13 protein-coding genes and 1 pseudogene are annotated in these 15,873 nt (G+C 73.6%); 5 read left to right on the plus strand and 9 right to left on the minus strand.

Translation table 11 applies throughout. From position 1 onward, the window contains the following. Positions 1-20: 20 nt before the first annotated feature. The gene (locus ACJ6WD_RS00135; protein ID WP_331249094.1) at positions 21-1,637 is read right to left on the minus strand and encodes a fibronectin type III domain-containing protein; all 1,617 of its coding nucleotides are present in this window, start codon (positions 1,635-1,637) and stop codon (positions 21-23) included. Between the two features lie 261 nt (positions 1,638-1,898). Between ACJ6WD_RS00135 and ACJ6WD_RS00140 the strand changes: the two genes are divergently transcribed. Together ACJ6WD_RS00140 and ACJ6WD_RS00145 are read left to right on the plus strand one after the other, a co-directional pair. Next, positions 1,899-3,608: a sensor histidine kinase gene (locus ACJ6WD_RS00140; RefSeq protein WP_407615099.1), complete on the plus strand. Its 1,710-nt coding sequence runs from the start codon at positions 1,899-1,901 to the stop codon at positions 3,606-3,608. Between the two features lie 91 nt (positions 3,609-3,699). After that, a complete protein-coding gene (locus tag ACJ6WD_RS00145; protein ID WP_233656720.1) occupies positions 3,700-4,353 on the plus strand; it encodes a response regulator transcription factor in 654 nt (217 codons plus the stop codon). 130 nt (positions 4,354-4,483) lie between these two features. On the opposite strand, the gene ACJ6WD_RS00150 is transcribed toward ACJ6WD_RS00145, so the two are convergent. From ACJ6WD_RS00150 to ACJ6WD_RS00185, 8 genes and pseudogenes are all read right to left on the minus strand, one after another. Next, entirely contained in the window at positions 4,484-5,734 is a 1,251-nt protein-coding gene (locus ACJ6WD_RS00150; protein ID WP_376435924.1) for an MFS transporter, read from the minus strand. Then, positions 5,731-6,876: a PLP-dependent cysteine synthase family protein gene (locus ACJ6WD_RS00155; protein ID WP_407614891.1), complete on the minus strand. Its 1,146-nt coding sequence runs from the start codon at positions 6,874-6,876 to the stop codon at positions 5,731-5,733. Before ACJ6WD_RS00155 ends, ACJ6WD_RS00150 begins: the two co-directional genes overlap by 4 nt. Before the next feature lie 116 nt (positions 6,877-6,992). Then, positions 6,993-7,436: a hypothetical protein gene (locus tag ACJ6WD_RS00160; RefSeq protein ID WP_407614892.1), complete on the minus strand. Its 444-nt coding sequence runs from the start codon at positions 7,434-7,436 to the stop codon at positions 6,993-6,995. Between the two features lie 452 nt (positions 7,437-7,888). Further along, positions 7,889-8,449, minus strand: a complete 561-nt coding sequence (locus tag ACJ6WD_RS00165) for an ABATE domain-containing protein (protein ID WP_233656716.1) — start codon at positions 8,447-8,449, stop codon at positions 7,889-7,891. A gap of 45 nt (positions 8,450-8,494) precedes the next feature. Continuing rightward, on the minus strand, positions 8,495-10,129 hold the full coding sequence (locus tag ACJ6WD_RS00170; protein WP_407614893.1) for an ABC-F family ATP-binding cassette domain-containing protein: 1,635 nt from the start codon (positions 10,127-10,129) through the stop codon (positions 8,495-8,497). An 80-nt stretch (positions 10,130-10,209) separates the two neighbouring features. Then, positions 10,210-10,758, minus strand: a pseudogene (locus ACJ6WD_RS00175) (ATP-binding cassette domain-containing protein); the annotation flags it as partial. Between the two features lie 378 nt (positions 10,759-11,136). Continuing rightward, entirely contained in the window at positions 11,137-11,361 is a 225-nt protein-coding gene (locus ACJ6WD_RS00180) for a hypothetical protein (RefSeq protein ID WP_331249099.1), read from the minus strand. Between the two features lie 70 nt (positions 11,362-11,431). Next, positions 11,432-12,496, minus strand: a complete 1,065-nt coding sequence (locus tag ACJ6WD_RS00185) for an alpha/beta hydrolase (protein WP_331249100.1) — start codon at positions 12,494-12,496, stop codon at positions 11,432-11,434. A gap of 298 nt (positions 12,497-12,794) precedes the next feature. On the opposite strand from ACJ6WD_RS00185, the gene ACJ6WD_RS00190 reads away from it, so the two are divergent. From ACJ6WD_RS00190 to polX, 3 genes are all read left to right on the plus strand, one after another. Then, positions 12,795-13,319, plus strand: a complete 525-nt coding sequence (locus ACJ6WD_RS00190) for a cupin domain-containing protein (RefSeq protein WP_233656712.1) — start codon at positions 12,795-12,797, stop codon at positions 13,317-13,319. 39 nt (positions 13,320-13,358) lie between these two features. After that, the gene (locus ACJ6WD_RS00195; protein WP_331249102.1) at positions 13,359-13,925 is read left to right on the plus strand and encodes a TetR/AcrR family transcriptional regulator; all 567 of its coding nucleotides are present in this window, start codon (positions 13,359-13,361) and stop codon (positions 13,923-13,925) included. A gap of 202 nt (positions 13,926-14,127) precedes the next feature. Beyond that, entirely contained in the window at positions 14,128-15,855 is a 1,728-nt protein-coding gene (polX, locus tag ACJ6WD_RS00200; protein ID WP_407614894.1) for a DNA polymerase/3'-5' exonuclease PolX, read from the plus strand. The last annotated feature ends 18 nt before the right edge of the window (positions 15,856-15,873 follow it).

A 15,873-nucleotide genomic window follows, 5' to 3' on the forward strand; every position in this document is an offset into this window, starting at 1 on the left:
CGCCGCCGAGGTGCCGTCGCTCAGTGGCGGGTGTCCCCGCGGGGGCGTTCCAGGGTGAAGGTGTCCACGGGGGTCAGGTCGCCGTAGGGGCCGTCGAAGGTGTAGTAGGTGACGTGGATGCGGGTGCGGCCGGTGCGGGGGTCGCCCGGGTCCACGTCGAAGGCGGCGAAGCCGTGGGTGTGGACGCGGTCCTGGACGGCGCGCCAGGGGGCGTCCTCGGTGACGAAGACCGCCTTGCGGTGGCGCCCCTCGGTCTCCTTGGCCAGGTCGACCACGACGCGCCCCTTGGGCTCCGGGAACAGGTCGTCCTGGGTGGTGGCGAAGTTGCCGCCGCCTCCGATGATCATGTGGACCGTGCCCTTGGCGGTGTCGGCGACGTCGGTCCTGGTGGACACCGGAACCGGCGTGCGGGCCTCGTTCGGCAGCGCGCCGCGGACCGGTAGCGAACGCTCGTAGTAGTGCTCGTGGCCGCACAGGACCAGATCGACCCCGTAGGCGTCGAAGAGCGGGCCCCAGGCAGCGCGGATGCCGAGGTCGCTGCCGCTGCCGCTGCGACTGCTGGAGATCATCGGGTGGTGCATGAAGACGACGATCCAGTCGATGCCGGGGTTCGCGCGCGCGGCCTTCAACTCCCGCTCCAGCCAACGCCGTTGTGCGCCACCGGAATAGCCGCGGACATAGGTGTCGCCGGTGTCCTGGATCGCCACGTCGTCGTTGGCCAGGCTGATGAAGCGGACCGCGCCGACCGTGAACGCGTACCACAGGCCCCGGGTCTCGGGGTCGGCGCCGGTTGGTCCGGGCAGCGTGAAGTACGTCTGGTAGCCGGCCAGTCCCAGGGGGCCGTTGCCCCTCTCGTTCTCGCCGTTGCCGACGCACGGCATCCACGGGCGCAGCCGCGTCGACCGGCTGTTGCCGATGAACCAGTCGGCCCAGGTGGCGACCCGGTCCTGGCCGAAGACACCGGCTGCCGAGGCGTAGCACAGGTCGCCGTTGACCAGGTTGAACAGCGGTCCGACCCGTTCCACCGCGGCCACGATGTCGGCGGCGGCCGGGCTGCCGGCCTGGCTGCTGGTGTAGAGCGGGAAGCGGCCCGAGGGCGAGGGGGCGCCGCCCGCCGGCCAGTTGACGACCCGGCGCAGATTGGGTGCGCCCTGGTCGCCGAAGCTGGTGAACGTGAACGCGGTGCGCCCGCGCGGCGCCGTGGTGAACGCACCGGTCTCCGGCGCGGCGCCGTCGTGTCCCGCCGAGTAGAGGTACGTGGTGTCCGGCCGCAGTCCGGTGAGGCGGGCGTGGTGGACGTACACCTCCTCGCGGCTCAGTCCGTCGCGGTAGGTGCGGGTCTCGGCGTCGACCGCACCACCGGTGCCCGCTTCGTGGGTTCCCAGGTGCACCCGCGGCCGGCGTACGGGGCGCGGGCTGATCCACGAGACCGTCATCTCGCCGGCGGGGTCGGCGCCGAACTGGAGGTGCAGGCCGGTGACGCCGGGTACGTCGAGGCGGCCCGGGGTGCGCGGGAGCCGGGGAGGCGGCGCGGATCGCGCCGGGCCGGCGGCCTCGGCGCTCCCCGAGGCACCCAGGGCTCCGGCAGTCACGGCCGCCGTCGAACCGGCGAGGAGGGATCTTCGTGGGATCGACATGCAACACCCTTACCTGAGGCGCGAGTTGGTCAGTCGCACCTTACTGAGGGCGTCCCGGGCCGCTGCGCGGGGCGCGACTTTCGTCGTTGGCCGTCGCGACCAATGGCCGGTGCGGTGTCCGACCGGGCGGCTTACCGTTGCCGCGTGACGCGTGTGGAATCTACGACCCCTGGAGCATCGGCCCGCCAGGCACTGGCGGCGCGGCTGCGTTCGGCGCCCCGTCGGCTGACTGCCCCGGGCAGGGCGCTCGTCGCCCCCGGCATGTGGCCGGTGCGGCGCATCGTGGGCGAATCGCTGCTGGCCGTGGTGTTCGGGCTGCTGGGAGCGGGCATCGAGGCCCTGGGACACGGCGGCGCCGTACGGCTGGTCGCCATCGGACTGGCGGCCGGGGTGCTGTCGCCGCTGCGCCGGGTGCTGCCCGCGACGGTGCTGCTGGTGACCGCCGCCGGTTCCGTCACGTTCGACGGTCTCGCTCCGCTGGTCCTCGTCGTCGCCTGGTCGGCGGGGCGGCGGATCGACGGGGTCGGCAAAGCGATGGGCGTCTTCGGCCTGGTGTACGTCATGATCCTCGGCCTGGGCATCCTGCACGAACTGCCGCACTTCTCACTGTCGTACCTGGCCTTCGGCATCCTGGGACTGCTGGTCACGATCGTCGTACCCGGCCTGGCCGGTCGCTACTGGTCGCAGCGCCGCGCGCTGACCGACACGCTCCGGGAATACAACGCCCAGTTGCTGCGCGAGCGCGCGATGATCGCCGGACAGGCCCGGATGCGGGAACGTCAGCGCATCGCACAGGACATGCACGACAGCCTCGGCCATCAGCTGGCGCTCATCGCGGTGCACACGGGCGCGCTGGAGGTGGACCGCGAGTTGACCGGGCGGCAGCGGGAGGCCGTGGGGGTGTTGCGCGAGGCGTCGGTGGCCGCGATGCACGAACTGCGCGAGGTGGTGGGGGTGCTGCGGGACGGCACCCAGGTCCCCGGCCGCGGGGAGGCCGCCCCGGACCCAGCGGGCGCGGGGGTGGCGGACGCCACGGTGTCGTCGCGGGGGGTGGCCGGCATCGACGGCTTGGTGGCGGCGTCCCGGGGCGCGGGGGTGGCCGTGGAGCTGCGGGGCTCGGGCGAGGCGCGTCCGCTCTCCCCGACCGGCGATCACGCGGCGTACCGCATCGTGCAGGAGGGCCTGACCAACGCCCACAAGCACGCCCCGGGCGCCCCGATCACCGTCGAGCTGCGGTACGAGCCCGACTCGCTGGTGGTGGAGGTCGCCAACGGCCCCGCGCACGGGGCGGCGGACCCCGGCCGGAGCGTGGTGAGCGGGGGTCAGGGGCTGACCGGGCTCGGTGAGCGCACGCGGCTCCTCGGGGGCATGGTGTACGCGGGACCGACTGCGGACGGTGGCTTCCGGCTGGCCGGCGTGCTCCCGTACACCTCGCCGGAGGGCGGTGGCCCCGGCCCCGTGCGCGGCGTCGCGGCGACGACGTTCGTCGATCCGACGGGCGACTTTCGGGAGCAGAGCCCGGTGGGCCTCCTCGGCGAGGGTGATCCGGTCATCGACGGGATCGGTCTGCCGAGGGAGCTGGTCAAGGCCATGGGTACGAACACGAGGCGCAGCGGCATAGCCATCGGCTGCGGGGTGGCCGCAGTCTTCGCGCTGCTGCTGGTCATCGCCGTAGTCGTCGGGGGGATCCTCCTCGTGGGCGAGACGGACAAGGCCATGATCGAGCCGAAGCAGTACGACGCGGTGAAGGTGGGCCAGTCCGAGGCCGAGGTCCGCAGGAAACTGCCCGACGGGGACTCCCTCCTGACCAGGGACCTCGACAAGGGCGCGCCCCCGGTGCCGGCGGGAGCGAAGTGCCTGAGCCTGAATTCCGCGGAGTTCGGCAGCAGTTGGAGCACGACCCCCGTCTTCCGGTTCTGCTTCAAGGACGGCGAGCTGATCGAGAAGAAGTCCTTCGAAGTCCGGAACTGAGGAGGACCGGCACCGTGGTGCCCGGGCAGGCCGCTCGGTCGGGGATGATGGGGTCCGCAGGCATGGCCGCTCAAGACCGCTCAGGAGAGTCGTGATCAGGGTTCTCGTCACGGATGACGAGCCGCTCATTCGGGCGGGCATCAGGATGATTCTCTCCTCCGCCGACGACATCGACGTCGTCGCGGAGGCGGCCAACGGCCGCGAGGCGGTCGAACTGGCCCGGACCCGGCGCGTGGACGTCGTCCTGCTCGACATCCAGATGCCGGTCATGGACGGGCTGACGGCCCTGTCCGAGCTGCGCCGGACCGTCCCGGACACGCGGGTGCTGATCCTCACGACGTTCGGGGAGCAGCAGAACGTGTTGCGCGCCCTGACCGGGGGCAGCGCGGGTTTTCTCCTCAAGGACTCGGCGCCCGCGGAGCTCATGCGTGCGGTACGGGCCGCCGCGGCGGGAGACGCGTACCTGTCCCCGGGCGCCACCCGCCACGTCGTGGACTCGCTGGCGTCGGGCCGCAACGCGCACCGTGCCGAGCAGGCCCGGCGCCGGCTGGAGACCCTGACGGACCGCGAGCTGGAGGTCCTGGCACTGCTGGGTGAGGGCCTGTCCAACGCGGACGCCGGTCAGCGGATCCACATGAGCGAGGCCACGGTCAAGACGTACGTGAGCCGGATCCTGGCCAAACTGGACTGCGAGAACCGGGTGCAGGCCGCACTGCTGGCACGAGACGCCGGTCTGCGGACCTGACCGCCGACACCCCGCGGAGCAGTGCGGATCCAGGGTGGTGCTGCGGATCAGCCGTGAACGGCACGCGTTCCCGGAGCGGGATCCCTCCGAACGGCCTGCCCCGTGAGGCGGGCCGCCCGGAGGTCGTGGTTCACACCGCGGCGGGCCGGGGCTGCGGGGCGGTGAGGCGCCCGGTGCGGGCGAGGGCGGCGACCGCCGCGGCGCACGCCGTCCCGGTGGCCGTCAGGGCCGCCCAGGTCAGCCAGGTGGCGTGATGGCGCCCCGCGACGTCCCAGAGGGCGCCCGTGCCGAGGTTGCCCAGGGTGATGCCCAGTCCGGAGACGGTGTTGTAGAAGCCGTAGTGGGTGGCGACCAGGCGGTTGCCGGAGAGGGCGACGACCGTGTCCATCTCGAAGGGGTAGACGATCGCGGACCCGGCCGCGAGGAGGACCACGGCGACGACGAGGGAGACGAGCACGGCGGTCGCGGAGCCCCGCGGACTGAGGGCGAGCGGCACGAACGCGAGGCCCATCGCGGCCAGACCGCGGACCAGGGCGTCGCTGGGCTGCCAACGGTCCTTGGCCCAGCCGGTCAGCCGCAGTTGGCCCACCACGGCCACCGCGGCCGAGACGACGAACAGCCCGCTGGTGACCGTCGTGCCGTCGGCCCCCAGGGCGTCGCTCGCGGCCAACGGCAGGGCGAGGTAGACCTGGAAGGTCAGCACGTACGAGCCGATCATCGCGGCGGAGAAGAGCAGGAACGGCCGGTTGGTGACGACGCCGCGCCACTGCGCCAGCACGCCGTCCGGCGCGGCGTTCCCGGTGGGGCGGTGGCGGGCGGGCAGTGCCCGCCACTGGAGCAGGGTGAGGGCGGCGAAGAGGGCGGCCGCGACCGTGCACACGAGCCGGAAGTCGGCGGCCAGCAGGGCGAGTCCGACGAGCGGTCCGAGCAACATGCCGGCCTGGTAGTAGACGTTGAAGGTGGCGAAGGCGTCCACGCGGCGTTCGCCCGCTTCCGCCGCGAGGTAGGCGCGGACCGCCGGGTTGAACAGGGCGCCGGCGAAGCCCGTCGCGGCGGAGGCCGCTACGAGGGCGGGCAGGTCGTCGACCCAGCCGAGGAGGCCGAAGCCCAGGGTGCGCAGCAGGCACCCGGCCATGATGGGGATCTTGTGGCCGAAGCGGTCGGCGAGCGTGCCGCCGATGAGGAACATCCCCTGCTGGGAGAAGTTGCGGACGCCGAGGACGAGGCCGACGGCCCAGGCCGCGAGGCCGAGACCGTCGGACAGGTGGGTGGCCAGGTAGGGCATGAGCATGTAGAAGGCGAGGTTGATGGCGAACTGATTGGCCATCAACAGCCGGGCGGCGGGCGGGAACGAACGGGTCTGCTGCCACAGGCGCATCATCGGGCGGCTCCCACGAGGTCGTGGCCTTCGGGGCGGGCGAGGGGGTCGGTGACGTGCGTGCAGCGGGTCCAGCGGGTGACGGTGCGCTCCTTCGGGTCGTCGATCTCGTCGGGGCCGTCGGCGGGCGGCCGTCCGAGCAGGTCGTGGCGGCGGCAGTAGGCGTCGTCGAAGACCGTGCCGACGTAGCGTTGCGGACCGTCGGGGAAGACGGCGATGATCCGGTCCTCCCCGGGCAGCGTGCGGGCCAGCCAGCGGGCGACCAGGGCGACCGCCCCGACGCTCCAACCGCCGGTGGCGTAGTGGTGGCGGGCCAGGCGGCGGGCCGCCCACACCGCTTCCGGGGCGGCGACCCAGTGGACCTCGTCGAAGAGGCCGTAGGCGACGTTGCGGGGGTGGATGCTGGAACCCAGGCCGCGCATCAGGCGGACGGCCGCGGGCTGACCGAAGATCGTCGAGCCGGTGGTGTCCACCCCGACGATCCGCAGGCGGGGGAAGCGCTCGCGCAGGACCGCGCCGATGCCCGCGGAGTGGCCGCCGGTCCCGACGGAGACGACGAGGGTGTCGATGCGCCCCAGTTGCGCGACGAGTTCCCGGGCGAGCGGGGCGTAGGCGGCGACGTTGTCCGGGTTGTTGTACTGGTCCGGGCACCAGGCGTCCGGACGGCCGGCGAGGAGTTCCGCGACGCGCCGGCGGCGGGCCTCCTGCCAGCCGCCTTCCGGATGGGGCGCGGCCACGACGTCGACCTCGGCGCCGTGCGCGGTGAGCAGCCCGGTCATCAGCGGCTCCATGCCGGGGTCGGTCACCACGGTGACCGGATGGCCGTAGGCCGCGCCGGCCAGGGCCAGGCCGAGGCCCAGGGTGCCGGAGGTCGACTCGATGATGCGGGCGCCGGGTCGGAGCTGACCGCGGCCCAGGGCGGCGCGGACCATGTGCAGCGCGGTGCGGTCCTTGATTCCGCCGGGGTTGTGGCCTTCGATTTTGGCCCAGAAGCCGCGGCCGCCGGCGGTGAAGGGTTCCCCGATCCACAGGACGGGGGTGTCGCCGACGAGGCCGGCGGGGGTGTGCAGGGGGTGTTTGGCGGCGGCCGGGAACGGTGCCGGCGGCACGGGCACGGACGGATCGGTCCGGGTGGACTGGTGCATGGCGTGGCTCTCCTACGGTCGGCGCCGTGGCGGCGGCCGGCCGGTGGACGCGGAAGGGGGACGGAGACGGTCGGTCGCGGCGCGGCCCGCCGGATGCGGGCGCGACGAGGGACCGATCAGTTCCGCCACACGCCGAGGAGCGCCCGCGTCGATCCGTCGGACGACACCGGGGACGGCGCGCGGGACGGGTGGAGTGCGGACGGCGGGACGCCCGGACGGAGGCCGGCGGGCCCGGTGGCCAGGGGTGCGACCACGGGCCAGGCCACCGGGCCGCCGTCCTTCGGCGGTTGGACGGTCGGTGGGTCCAGGGTGCAGCCGTGCGGCCCCTGATCGGGGGCGGGTGCGCTGCGCCCGGCCGGCGTCGCCCGGGGCCCGTCCGACGGGAGTTGCCGGTGGGGGGCGGACGACGCGTACAGCGGGGCGTCGGAGCGGAGGGCGGGGTCCGCGGTCGGACCGTGCGCGCACCCCAGGACGTGCAGCAGCGCGGTCAGCAGCACGGCGAGCACCGCGCCGGCCCTCGGCACGGAGCAGCCGCTTCGCGTGAGTGACCCAGCCCGCATGGACGCGAAGCGTAATTCCGCGGATGCGGAAAGTCCTCGTCGGGAAGGTCGCGTTGCGCGGCTGCGGCTGCCGGGCGGGGCGCCGCGGTTCCGCCGCGGCCCGGCCCTGCGGGGCCGGCGCGGCCCGCTGCCGCCCGGTGGACACCGCGCACCGATCATCACCGCATCGGGTGAAGCGCCGGCCTCCACCGGGGACGACGGCCGGCCCGGAGGCACGTCCGGCCGGGGTGGAAACGCCAGGCGCCGGCGCCGGCGCGGTTCCGCCGGACACCGCGGTGGCGGATGCCGCCCGCACCGCTCCGGCTGCCCGCCCCGTAGCGGTCGCCACACCGCTCTTCGGGTCCGTCCGCCTTCAACTGCCCGTCACCTAAGCCTCGTTCGCCGCCCAGTCCGGCTCCCCCAGGGCGGTACCTCGACGTGCTGCCGGTACACCGTCCGCGTCGGCGCCGGGGTCACCCCGTGGCGGCAGTGGCGGTCTTCCGGCGGGCGCGGTACGCCGCGGCCTTGATCTTGTTGCCGCAGGACTCCATGCCGCACCACTGGCGCCGGCTGCCGCGCGAGCGGTCGATGGAGATGCGGGTGCACTCGGGGTTGCCGCACTCCTTGAGCAGGGGGACGTCCGGGCCGCTCAGCAGTTCCACCGCGTGCCGGGCGACGGTGGACAGCGCTTCGCGCTGCGTCGCCGACGTCCAGCGGCCGGCGTGGGTCAGCTGCGGAGCCGCGGGGGCCCGGCGGGCCGCGTCGTTGACCACGGCCAGCGCCTCCTCGTCGAAGTCCGCACCGCGACACCGGGCCGTGATCAGCTGGTAGACGGCTTCCCGTACGGTCGTCGCCCGCTCCACGTCGGCCGACCGGGCCGGCGAGACGGCGTCGACGATGCCGGACTCCAGGTACCACGCGTCCAGGCGGTCCGGCGTCGCGAACATCTCGAACCGCGCCGTGCGGCGCGCCCGGAGCGTGGCCGCGAAGTCCAGGGCCGGATTGCCGCACACGAAGACATGTTCCAGATTCACGTCACCATCCTGATGGGTGACTACGGTGCCCGCAAGGAGCCCCGGTCAGCGCACCGAGGCCCCCTCCGCGACGTCCAGCCGGAGTTCCCGGCCCGCCCAGCGCCGCCGCAGCCACCGGTCGTGACTGGCCAGGACGATCGCACCGGGCCCCGTGCCGAGCGCGGACTCCAACTCGTCGCACAGCCGCGGGGAGAGGTGGTTCGTCGGCTCGTCGAGCAGCAGCAGCGCCGGCGGCCGGGCCACCAGCAGCGCCAGCGCGAGCCGGCGGCGCTGCCCGACCGACAGGTGCCCGACCGGTGTGTCGAGGTCCGCCTCGTGCAGCAGCCCCAGCGTGCCCAGCGGGACCGCCTCGGCCCGCTCCCCGCCGAGGACGCCCTCGTACGTCTCCCGGGCGGTGCGGTCCGGGCGGTCGAAGGCGGTGTCCTGGGAGAGCATCCCCACGGTGAGGTTCCGCCGGCGCCGCACCTCGCCGCCGGCTTCGAGCCGCCCGGCGAGCACGGCCAGCAGCGTCGACTTCCCCGCACCGTTGTCGCCGGTGACCAACAGCCGCTCGCTCGCCGAGACGTCGAGGCGGTCGACGGCGAGCCGGTCCGGCACGCGCACCCGGCGCAGGGAGACCAGGGTGCCCTCCGCGGACGGCTGCGCCAGCGGGGCGTGCCGCAGGCGCAGCGGCTGCGGCGGCGCCGGGACCTGGTCGCGTTCGAGTTCCGCCAGCCGGCGGTGGGCGCTGCGCACCCGGCGTGAGATCTGGTTCTGCACGCGCCCCGAGCGGTGGCCGAACCCCATCTTCTCGTTGTCGCGCCGCGGGCGCCCCGGTGCGACCAGCGGGGCCGTGACCTCCGCCGAGCGGCGCAGCTCCGTCAACTCCTGCTGTTCCTCGGCGTACCGCCGCAGCCAGCGCTCCCGCTCGGCGTGCTTCTCGGCCAGGTAGGCGCTGTAGTTGCCGCCGTGGCGGACCGGCCCGGCCACCGCCGGGTCGAGGTCGATGACGTCGGTGCAGACCGCGTCGAGGAAGGCCCGGTCGTGGCTGGCCACCACGACGGCTCCGGGCAGGCCGCGCAGTTGCTCCTCCAGGAACGCGGCGGCGCCGTCGTCGAGGTGGTTGGTCGGCTCGTCCAGCAGCAGCGCGGACGGCCTGCGCACCAGCAGCGCGGCCAGCGCGAGGCGACCGCGCTGGCCGCCGGAGAGGGAGCCGAGGGACCGCCCGTGCGGCAGCGCGCCGAGTCCGATCCCGGCCAGCACGAGCGCGGCGCGCCGGTCGGCGTCCCACGCCTCGCGCTGCCGGGCGCGTTCGAGGTGGCGCGCGTAGGCGTCGAGCAGTTCCGCGTGGCCGGGGTCGTCCTCCGGGGTGCCGGCGACCTCCTGGGCGAGGCGATCGAGCTCCGCGAGGGACTCGTGCGCCTCGCGCAGCGCGTCGGCCAGCACGTCGGCGAGGGTCGCCCCGGAGTCGAACGGCATCTCCTGGTGCAGGAAGCCGAGGTCGGGCGGGCGCACCACGCGGCCCGCGTCAGGCTCGTCGGCTCCGGCGAGGATGCGCAGCAGCGTCGATTTGCCGACGCCGTTCTCGCCGATGAGGCCGATGCGGTGGCCGGGCGAGGCGGTGAGGCCGACGCCGTCGAGGACCCTGCGGGTGCCGAGGGTGCGGACGATGTCGTGGGCGAGCAGGGCGGGTTGGGGCATGGCGTTCCGTCCGACGTGGTCGTTTGCGGGCCCACCGGGTGCGGCACCTCGGGCGTGGGCGCGGGCGGTACGTCGGCGGCTCACGAGTGCGGCGCCCCGGTTTCGGTCAGCTCGCCGTCGGCGACCCGCAGCCACCGGTCGACGCCGATCCGGTCCAGGAACCGCACGTCGTGGCTGACCATCACGAAGGCGCCGCGGTAGCACGCCAGGGCGCTCTCCAACTGGGCCGCGCCGACCACGTCGAGGTTGTTCGTCGGCTCGTCCAACAGCAGTAGCTGCGGCGCCGGTTCGGCACTCAGGACGCAGGCGAGCGTGGCGCGCAGGCGTTCGCCGCCGGAGAGGACGCGCACCGGGAGGTGTGCCCGGGGGCCGCGGAACAGGAAGCGGGCGAGCAGGTTCATCCGCTCCGCCTCCGGCCGCTGCGGGGCGAACTCCGCGAGGTTCTCGGCGACGGTGCGGTCGGCGTCCAGCAGGCCCAGGCGCTGCGACAGGGCGGCGATCCGGCCGTCGGCGCGCTTGATGCTGCCGCCGTCCGGGACGAGTTCCCCCGCCATCAGCCGCAGCAGGGTGCTCTTGCCGGAGCCGTTGGGCGCGACCAGACCGGTGCGGCCGGCGCCGACGGTGAAGGACAGGCCGTCGAAGACCGGGGTGTCGTCGGGCCAGTTGAAGGTCAGCTGGGAGCAGCTGACGGAAGCGTCGGACATGGGAGGACCTCGTGGGAAGAGCGGGCAGGGCGCTCCACGGGGAAACCGCGATGCGGAAGACACCGCGCGAAGGGCACCGCGCCTGAGACAGGAAAAGGGGACGACTCGATGACCACGGCGGCGGCGCCGCGGAAGGTGCGCCTGCCGGTGGTCGATCAGCTCCGGGTATCACCCGGAGATGTCGTCGTCACCCGCCATGTCTGGACTCCGCTACGAAGGATCACTGCCGCGGCAACCGTAGCAGGCTCCGCGCGGCCGTTCGAAAGGCTTTTCCTCCGCCGCCGGGGCGGCGGAGGGCACGCCTCAGAGCACCAGGTCCCACGCCAGGCAGGTGAGGAGGTGCCTGTTCCCCAGCCCGCCGCCGTCCCGCTCCGGGTCCCTCGGCGAGGCCGCCTTGCTCTCGACCAGGTCGGCGGGGGCGATCCGCTCGGGCAGTGCGCCGAACCGCGCCCGCCGCGCCGCCGCGCCCTCGTCCTGCGTGCCGTGGTCCTGCATCGCCAGTCTCCCGTTCCCCTGCTTGCCCTGCATTCCGGCCAACTCCCTTACGAATTCGGTGATATGGCGGTGGCGGCGTGCCACTCGCCCCGTCGGCGACGTCTCACAGGCGTGGGGCGTCGAGGACGGCGCGGACGAACTCCTCGGGCGCTTCCTGGGGCAGGTTGTGGCCGATGCCCTTCAGCGTCCGGTGCTGGTACGGGCCGGTGAACCGGTCCCGGTACGCGGATCCGTCGCCCGGAGCCGTGAACGGGTCCAGTTCGGCGTCGAGCGTGATGGTCGGCACGGCGATGGTCGGCCGGGCGGCGAGCCGCTGCTCGTAGGGTGCGTAGCGCCGCTCCCCCTCGGCGAGGCTCAGCCGCCAGCGGTAGTTGTGGACCACGACGGCGGCGTAGTCGGGGTTCTCGAAGGCGGCGGCCGTGCGCTCGAAGGTGGCATCGTCGAAGTGCCAGGTCGGGGACACGGTGTCCCAGACCACCCGGGCCAGGTCGTGCCGCTTGGTCGGGTCCTCCATGGCGGCCCGGCCCCGCTCGGTGGCGAAGTAGTACTGGTACCACCAGTAGCGCTCGGTCGCCGGCGGCAGCGGCTGGAGGTTCGCCTCCAGGTTGACGACGAGGTAACCGCCCACCGACACCAGGGCCGTGCAGCGCTCGGGCCACAGCGCCGCGATGATGTCGGCGGTCCGGGCGCCCCAGTCGAATCCGGCGAGCACCGCCTTCTCCAGCCCCAGCGCGTCCATCAGGGCGACGATGTCGAGGGCGAGGGCCGACTGCTGCCCGTTGCGGAACGTCGCCGGGGAGACGAAGCGCGTCGCGCCGTGGCCGCGCAGGTAGGGCACGATCACCCGGTGGCCCGCCGCCGCCAGGAGGGGCGCGACCTCCTCGAAGCTGTGGATGTCGTACGGCCAGCCGTGCAGGCAGATCACCGGCGGCCCGTGCCGCGGCCCCAACTCGGCGTAGCCGACCTCCAACAGGCCGGCCCGGACCGTCTTGAGCGGCGGGAACGCGCTGCGCCCCCGGGAGCCGGCGCCGGGCGCGGCGCCCGCACCGGCCCGCGGGTCCGCCACGGCCGCGGCGTGCGCGGCGCCCGACGGCCCCACCAGCGTCGCGGCGACCGCGCCGCCGGCGCCCAGGCCCAGCGCCTTGCCGAACGTACGCCTGTTGATCATGTGAAGCCCTCCGTGCGTCTCGACGTGCCGGCCCGCGAACGCTCCACGCCTCGCAGGGGAACCCACGCGCACCGGGGGTCCCGGTGCTCGCCGTGGGCGTGCCGGATGACTGTGACACAGCATGCGTCACTGGTCAAACAGGTGACGCGCGCCAACTCCGCGCACCTCGGCGCCGCTTGACGGACAGGCAAGTCCGAGAAAAACGCGTGACCCCCTTGCGCTCCCGGTGATCACGCGGCACGCTACCGAAGCAGAAAGAACGATCGTTCTTTCTGCTCACTCGGAACGGAGACCGCTGATGATCGACCGCCGCACCCTGATCCGTAACGGAAGCGCGGCCGCCGCCGGCGCACTCGGCGTGACCGCCCTCTCCGCGACGGTCGCCTCCGCAGCGGCCGCCGGCGACGGCCCCCGGGACGCACACGGCCCCGCAGACCACACCCATCCCACGGGTCCCGTGGACCCCACGGATCCGACCGCCGGCGTCACCCGCACCGTGCTCCAGCACCACCCCTCCCCCGCCAAGGGCTGGGAGACCGTCCAGACGCTGGTGCAGATCCCCCGGGGCAAGGAGTCCGGCCGGCACAGCCACCCCGGGGTGGAGGTCGGCTACATCGTCCGCGGCGACGTGCTGATGGTGTTCGACGACGGCGAGGTCCTGCGGCTGCGCACCGGCGACCCGTTCTTCATCCCGTCCGGCGCCATCCACAACGCCCGCAACGTCGGCACGGTGACCACGATGATGCTGTCCACCTACGTCGTCGACGAGACGAAGCCTCTGGTCACCACGTACGGCGACGGGTGCGCGGCAGCCCGCCCCTGACCCGCCGGGGCCCCGCGCCGCTTCCCTAGGCTGGTGCCCATGACCACGGGAGCCACCGACAGAACCCACCCCAGAGAACGCCTGCTGGACACCGCGGGGCGGCTGTTCTACACCCAGGGCATCCATGCCGTGGGCGTGGAGCAGCTGGTCACGGAGGCGGGGGTGACCAGAGCGACCTTCTACCGCCACTTCGCCGGCAAGGAAGGGCTGGTCGTCGCCTATCTGGAGGCCCGCGGGGCCGGGGTGGAGGACGCCGTGGCGGCCATCCTCGCCGCCCACCGGGGCCGTGACGCCCTGCTCGCCATCATGGACATGATCGGCGACAACCTCTGCCGGCCGGGGTTCCGCGGCTGCGGCTTCCTCAACGCCGCCGCGGAGTACCCCGACCCCGCGCACCCGGTGCGCGTCCGCATCGCCGAGCACCGCCGCTGGTTCCACGGCGTGCTGCGTACGGTGGTCGGCGACGCCGGTCATCCCGACCCCGAGCGCGTGGCCCGGGCCCTGGTCGTCCTGCGGGACGGCGCGATGGTCGGCGGCTACCTCGACGACCCCCGCACCATCAGGGCAACCCTGCGCGAGACCGCGGAGAACTTCCTGTCATCGTGACCGGTCCCCCGCGACCCGGCGCGCGAACCGCGGAGCACGGAGCGGGACTTGCACGGGCGCCTCGGCCCGCCGTTCCCCGGCACGCCGAGGTGGCGCGGGACGCCGGGCGCACGGAGCGGCGGGTCCGCCGGACCGGGCCGCGGGACGCGGTCCCGGTTCCGCTTCCCGTGCCGCTCCCGCCGCCCGGGCGCACCCTGGAGACATGGTCCGCGCCAACGAGGAGGTCGAGGCGCTGCTCCAGGAGTACGCCGACCTCATCGCGATCAGTGGTGGTGACGCCTTCAAGGCCCGGGCGTACGAGAAGGCCGCCCGGGCGATCGGGGGGCACCCCGTCGACGTCACGCAGCTCGACGTGCCGGGGCTGCGGAAGATCCCGCACGTGGGGGCGTCGATCGCCGAGAAGGTGGTGGAGTACCTGCGCACCGGCCGGGTGTCGGTGATCGAGGAGTCCAGGGCGGAGGTCCCCGCGGGGGTGCGGGAGCTGATCGCCATCCCCACGCTGGGGCCGAAGAAGGCCATGGTGCTCCACGAGGAGCTGGGCATCACCTCGGTGGACCAGCTGCTGGCCGCCGTCCACGCGGAGCGGCTGCGGGACCTGAAGGGGTTCGGCGAGCGGACCGAGGAGAACATCCTGCACGGCATCGCTCTGCTCCAGCAGGCGGGTGACGGGCGGATCCTGATCAGTGCCGCGATGGACGTCGCCGAGCAGATCACCGGGGAGCTGTCCTCGATCGCCGGGTGCGAGCGGTGCACCTACGCGGGGTCCTTGCGCCGGATGCGGGAGACCATCGGGGACGTCGACGTGCTGGTGGCGGCGGAGCGGTCGGCGCCGTTCATGACCGCGCTGACGGAGCTCCCGTACACCGCCGAGGTGATCGCCCACGGAGCCAAGAAGACCTCGATCCGCACCACCAAGGGCCTCCAGGTCGACCTGCGGGTGTTGCCGCCGGCCTCCTGGGGCGCGGGGTTGCAGTACTTCACCGGGTCGAAGGGCCACAACATCCGCACCCGGGCGATCGCGGTGCGCAACGGGCTCAAGCTGTCCGAGTACGGGCTGTTCGACAGCGAGAGCGGGGAGTTGGTGGCCTCGGAGACCGAGGAGGCGGTCTACGCCCGGCTCGGACTGCCCTGGATCCCGCCGCCGTTGCGGGAGGACCGGGGCGAGGTCGCCGCCGGACTCCGCGGGGAACTGCCCGAACTGCTGGTGGAGGGCGACGTCAGGGGCGATCTGCACACGCACACCGACCTGACCGACGGGCTGTCCTCGTTGGCCGACATGGTCGCCGCCGCGGCCGCCCGGGGCTACGCGTACTACGCGGTCACCGACCACGCCCCGGACCTCGCCATGCAGCGGATGACCGAGGAGAAGGTGCTGGCGCAGCGGGACGAGGTCCGCGCACTGGACCGGAAGCACCGCGGGATGCGCCTGCTGCACGGCACCGAACTCAACATCGGACCGGACGGGGACGTCGACTGGCCCGACGCCTTCCTGGCGGATTTCGACCTCTGCGTGGCCTCCGTGCATTCGCACTTCCACCAGAGCCGGCAGGCGCTCACCCGCCGACTGATCCGCGCCTGCGAGAATCCGCACGTCGCGATCCTCGGGCATCCGACCACGCGATTGATCGGCAAACGCCCGGGAATTGACGCCGACTTCGACGCGGTCTTCGCCGCCTGCGCACGGACCGGTACCGCACTGGAAATCAACGCGCATCCCGAGCGGTTGGACCTGCGCGACGAGGACATCCTGCGCGCCAAGCGGCACGGCGTGAAGTTCGCGGTGAATTCCGATGCGCACGCCACCACGCATCTTCCTTACCTGCGCTACGGGGTGGGCACCGCGCAGCGCGGTTGGCTCACCAAGGACGACGTCATCAACACCTGGCCGCTGACCAGGTTGCGGCGTTTCCTGCGCGGCGGCCGCCGGTAGCGACCGGCGGATCCGCCG

Origin of the sequence: Streptomyces sp. VTCC 41912 (genome assembly GCF_045799175.1) — a bacterium.
Classification (GTDB): Bacteria; Actinomycetota; Actinomycetes; order Streptomycetales; family Streptomycetaceae; genus Streptomyces; species Streptomyces albulus_C.

Coding starts and splice junctions, on each gene's coding strand:
- ACJ6WD_RS00135 (WP_331249094.1), bottom strand. CDS start 1,637: ATGTCGATCCCACGAAGATCCCTCCTCGCCGGTTCGACGGCGGCCGTG.
- ACJ6WD_RS00140 (WP_407615099.1), top strand. CDS start 1,899: ATGTGGCCGGTGCGGCGCATCGTGGGCGAATCGCTGCTGGCCGTGGTG.
- ACJ6WD_RS00150 (WP_376435924.1), bottom strand. CDS start 5,734: ATGATGCGCCTGTGGCAGCAGACCCGTTCGTTCCCGCCCGCCGCCCGG.
- ACJ6WD_RS00155 (WP_407614891.1), bottom strand. CDS start 6,876: ATGCACCAGTCCACCCGGACCGATCCGTCCGTGCCCGTGCCGCCGGCA.
- ACJ6WD_RS00160 (WP_407614892.1), bottom strand. CDS start 7,436: ATGCGGGCTGGGTCACTCACGCGAAGCGGCTGCTCCGTGCCGAGGGCC.
- ACJ6WD_RS00170 (WP_407614893.1), bottom strand. CDS start 10,129: ATGCCCCAACCCGCCCTGCTCGCCCACGACATCGTCCGCACCCTCGGC.
- ACJ6WD_RS00180 (WP_331249099.1), bottom strand. CDS start 11,361: ATGCAGGGCAAGCAGGGGAACGGGAGACTGGCGATGCAGGACCACGGC.
- ACJ6WD_RS00185 (WP_331249100.1), bottom strand. CDS start 12,496: ATGATCAACAGGCGTACGTTCGGCAAGGCGCTGGGCCTGGGCGCCGGC.
- ACJ6WD_RS00190 (WP_233656712.1), top strand. CDS start 12,795: ATGATCGACCGCCGCACCCTGATCCGTAACGGAAGCGCGGCCGCCGCC.
- ACJ6WD_RS00195 (WP_331249102.1), top strand. CDS start 13,359: ATGACCACGGGAGCCACCGACAGAACCCACCCCAGAGAACGCCTGCTG.
- polX (WP_407614894.1), top strand. CDS start 14,128: ATGGTCCGCGCCAACGAGGAGGTCGAGGCGCTGCTCCAGGAGTACGCC.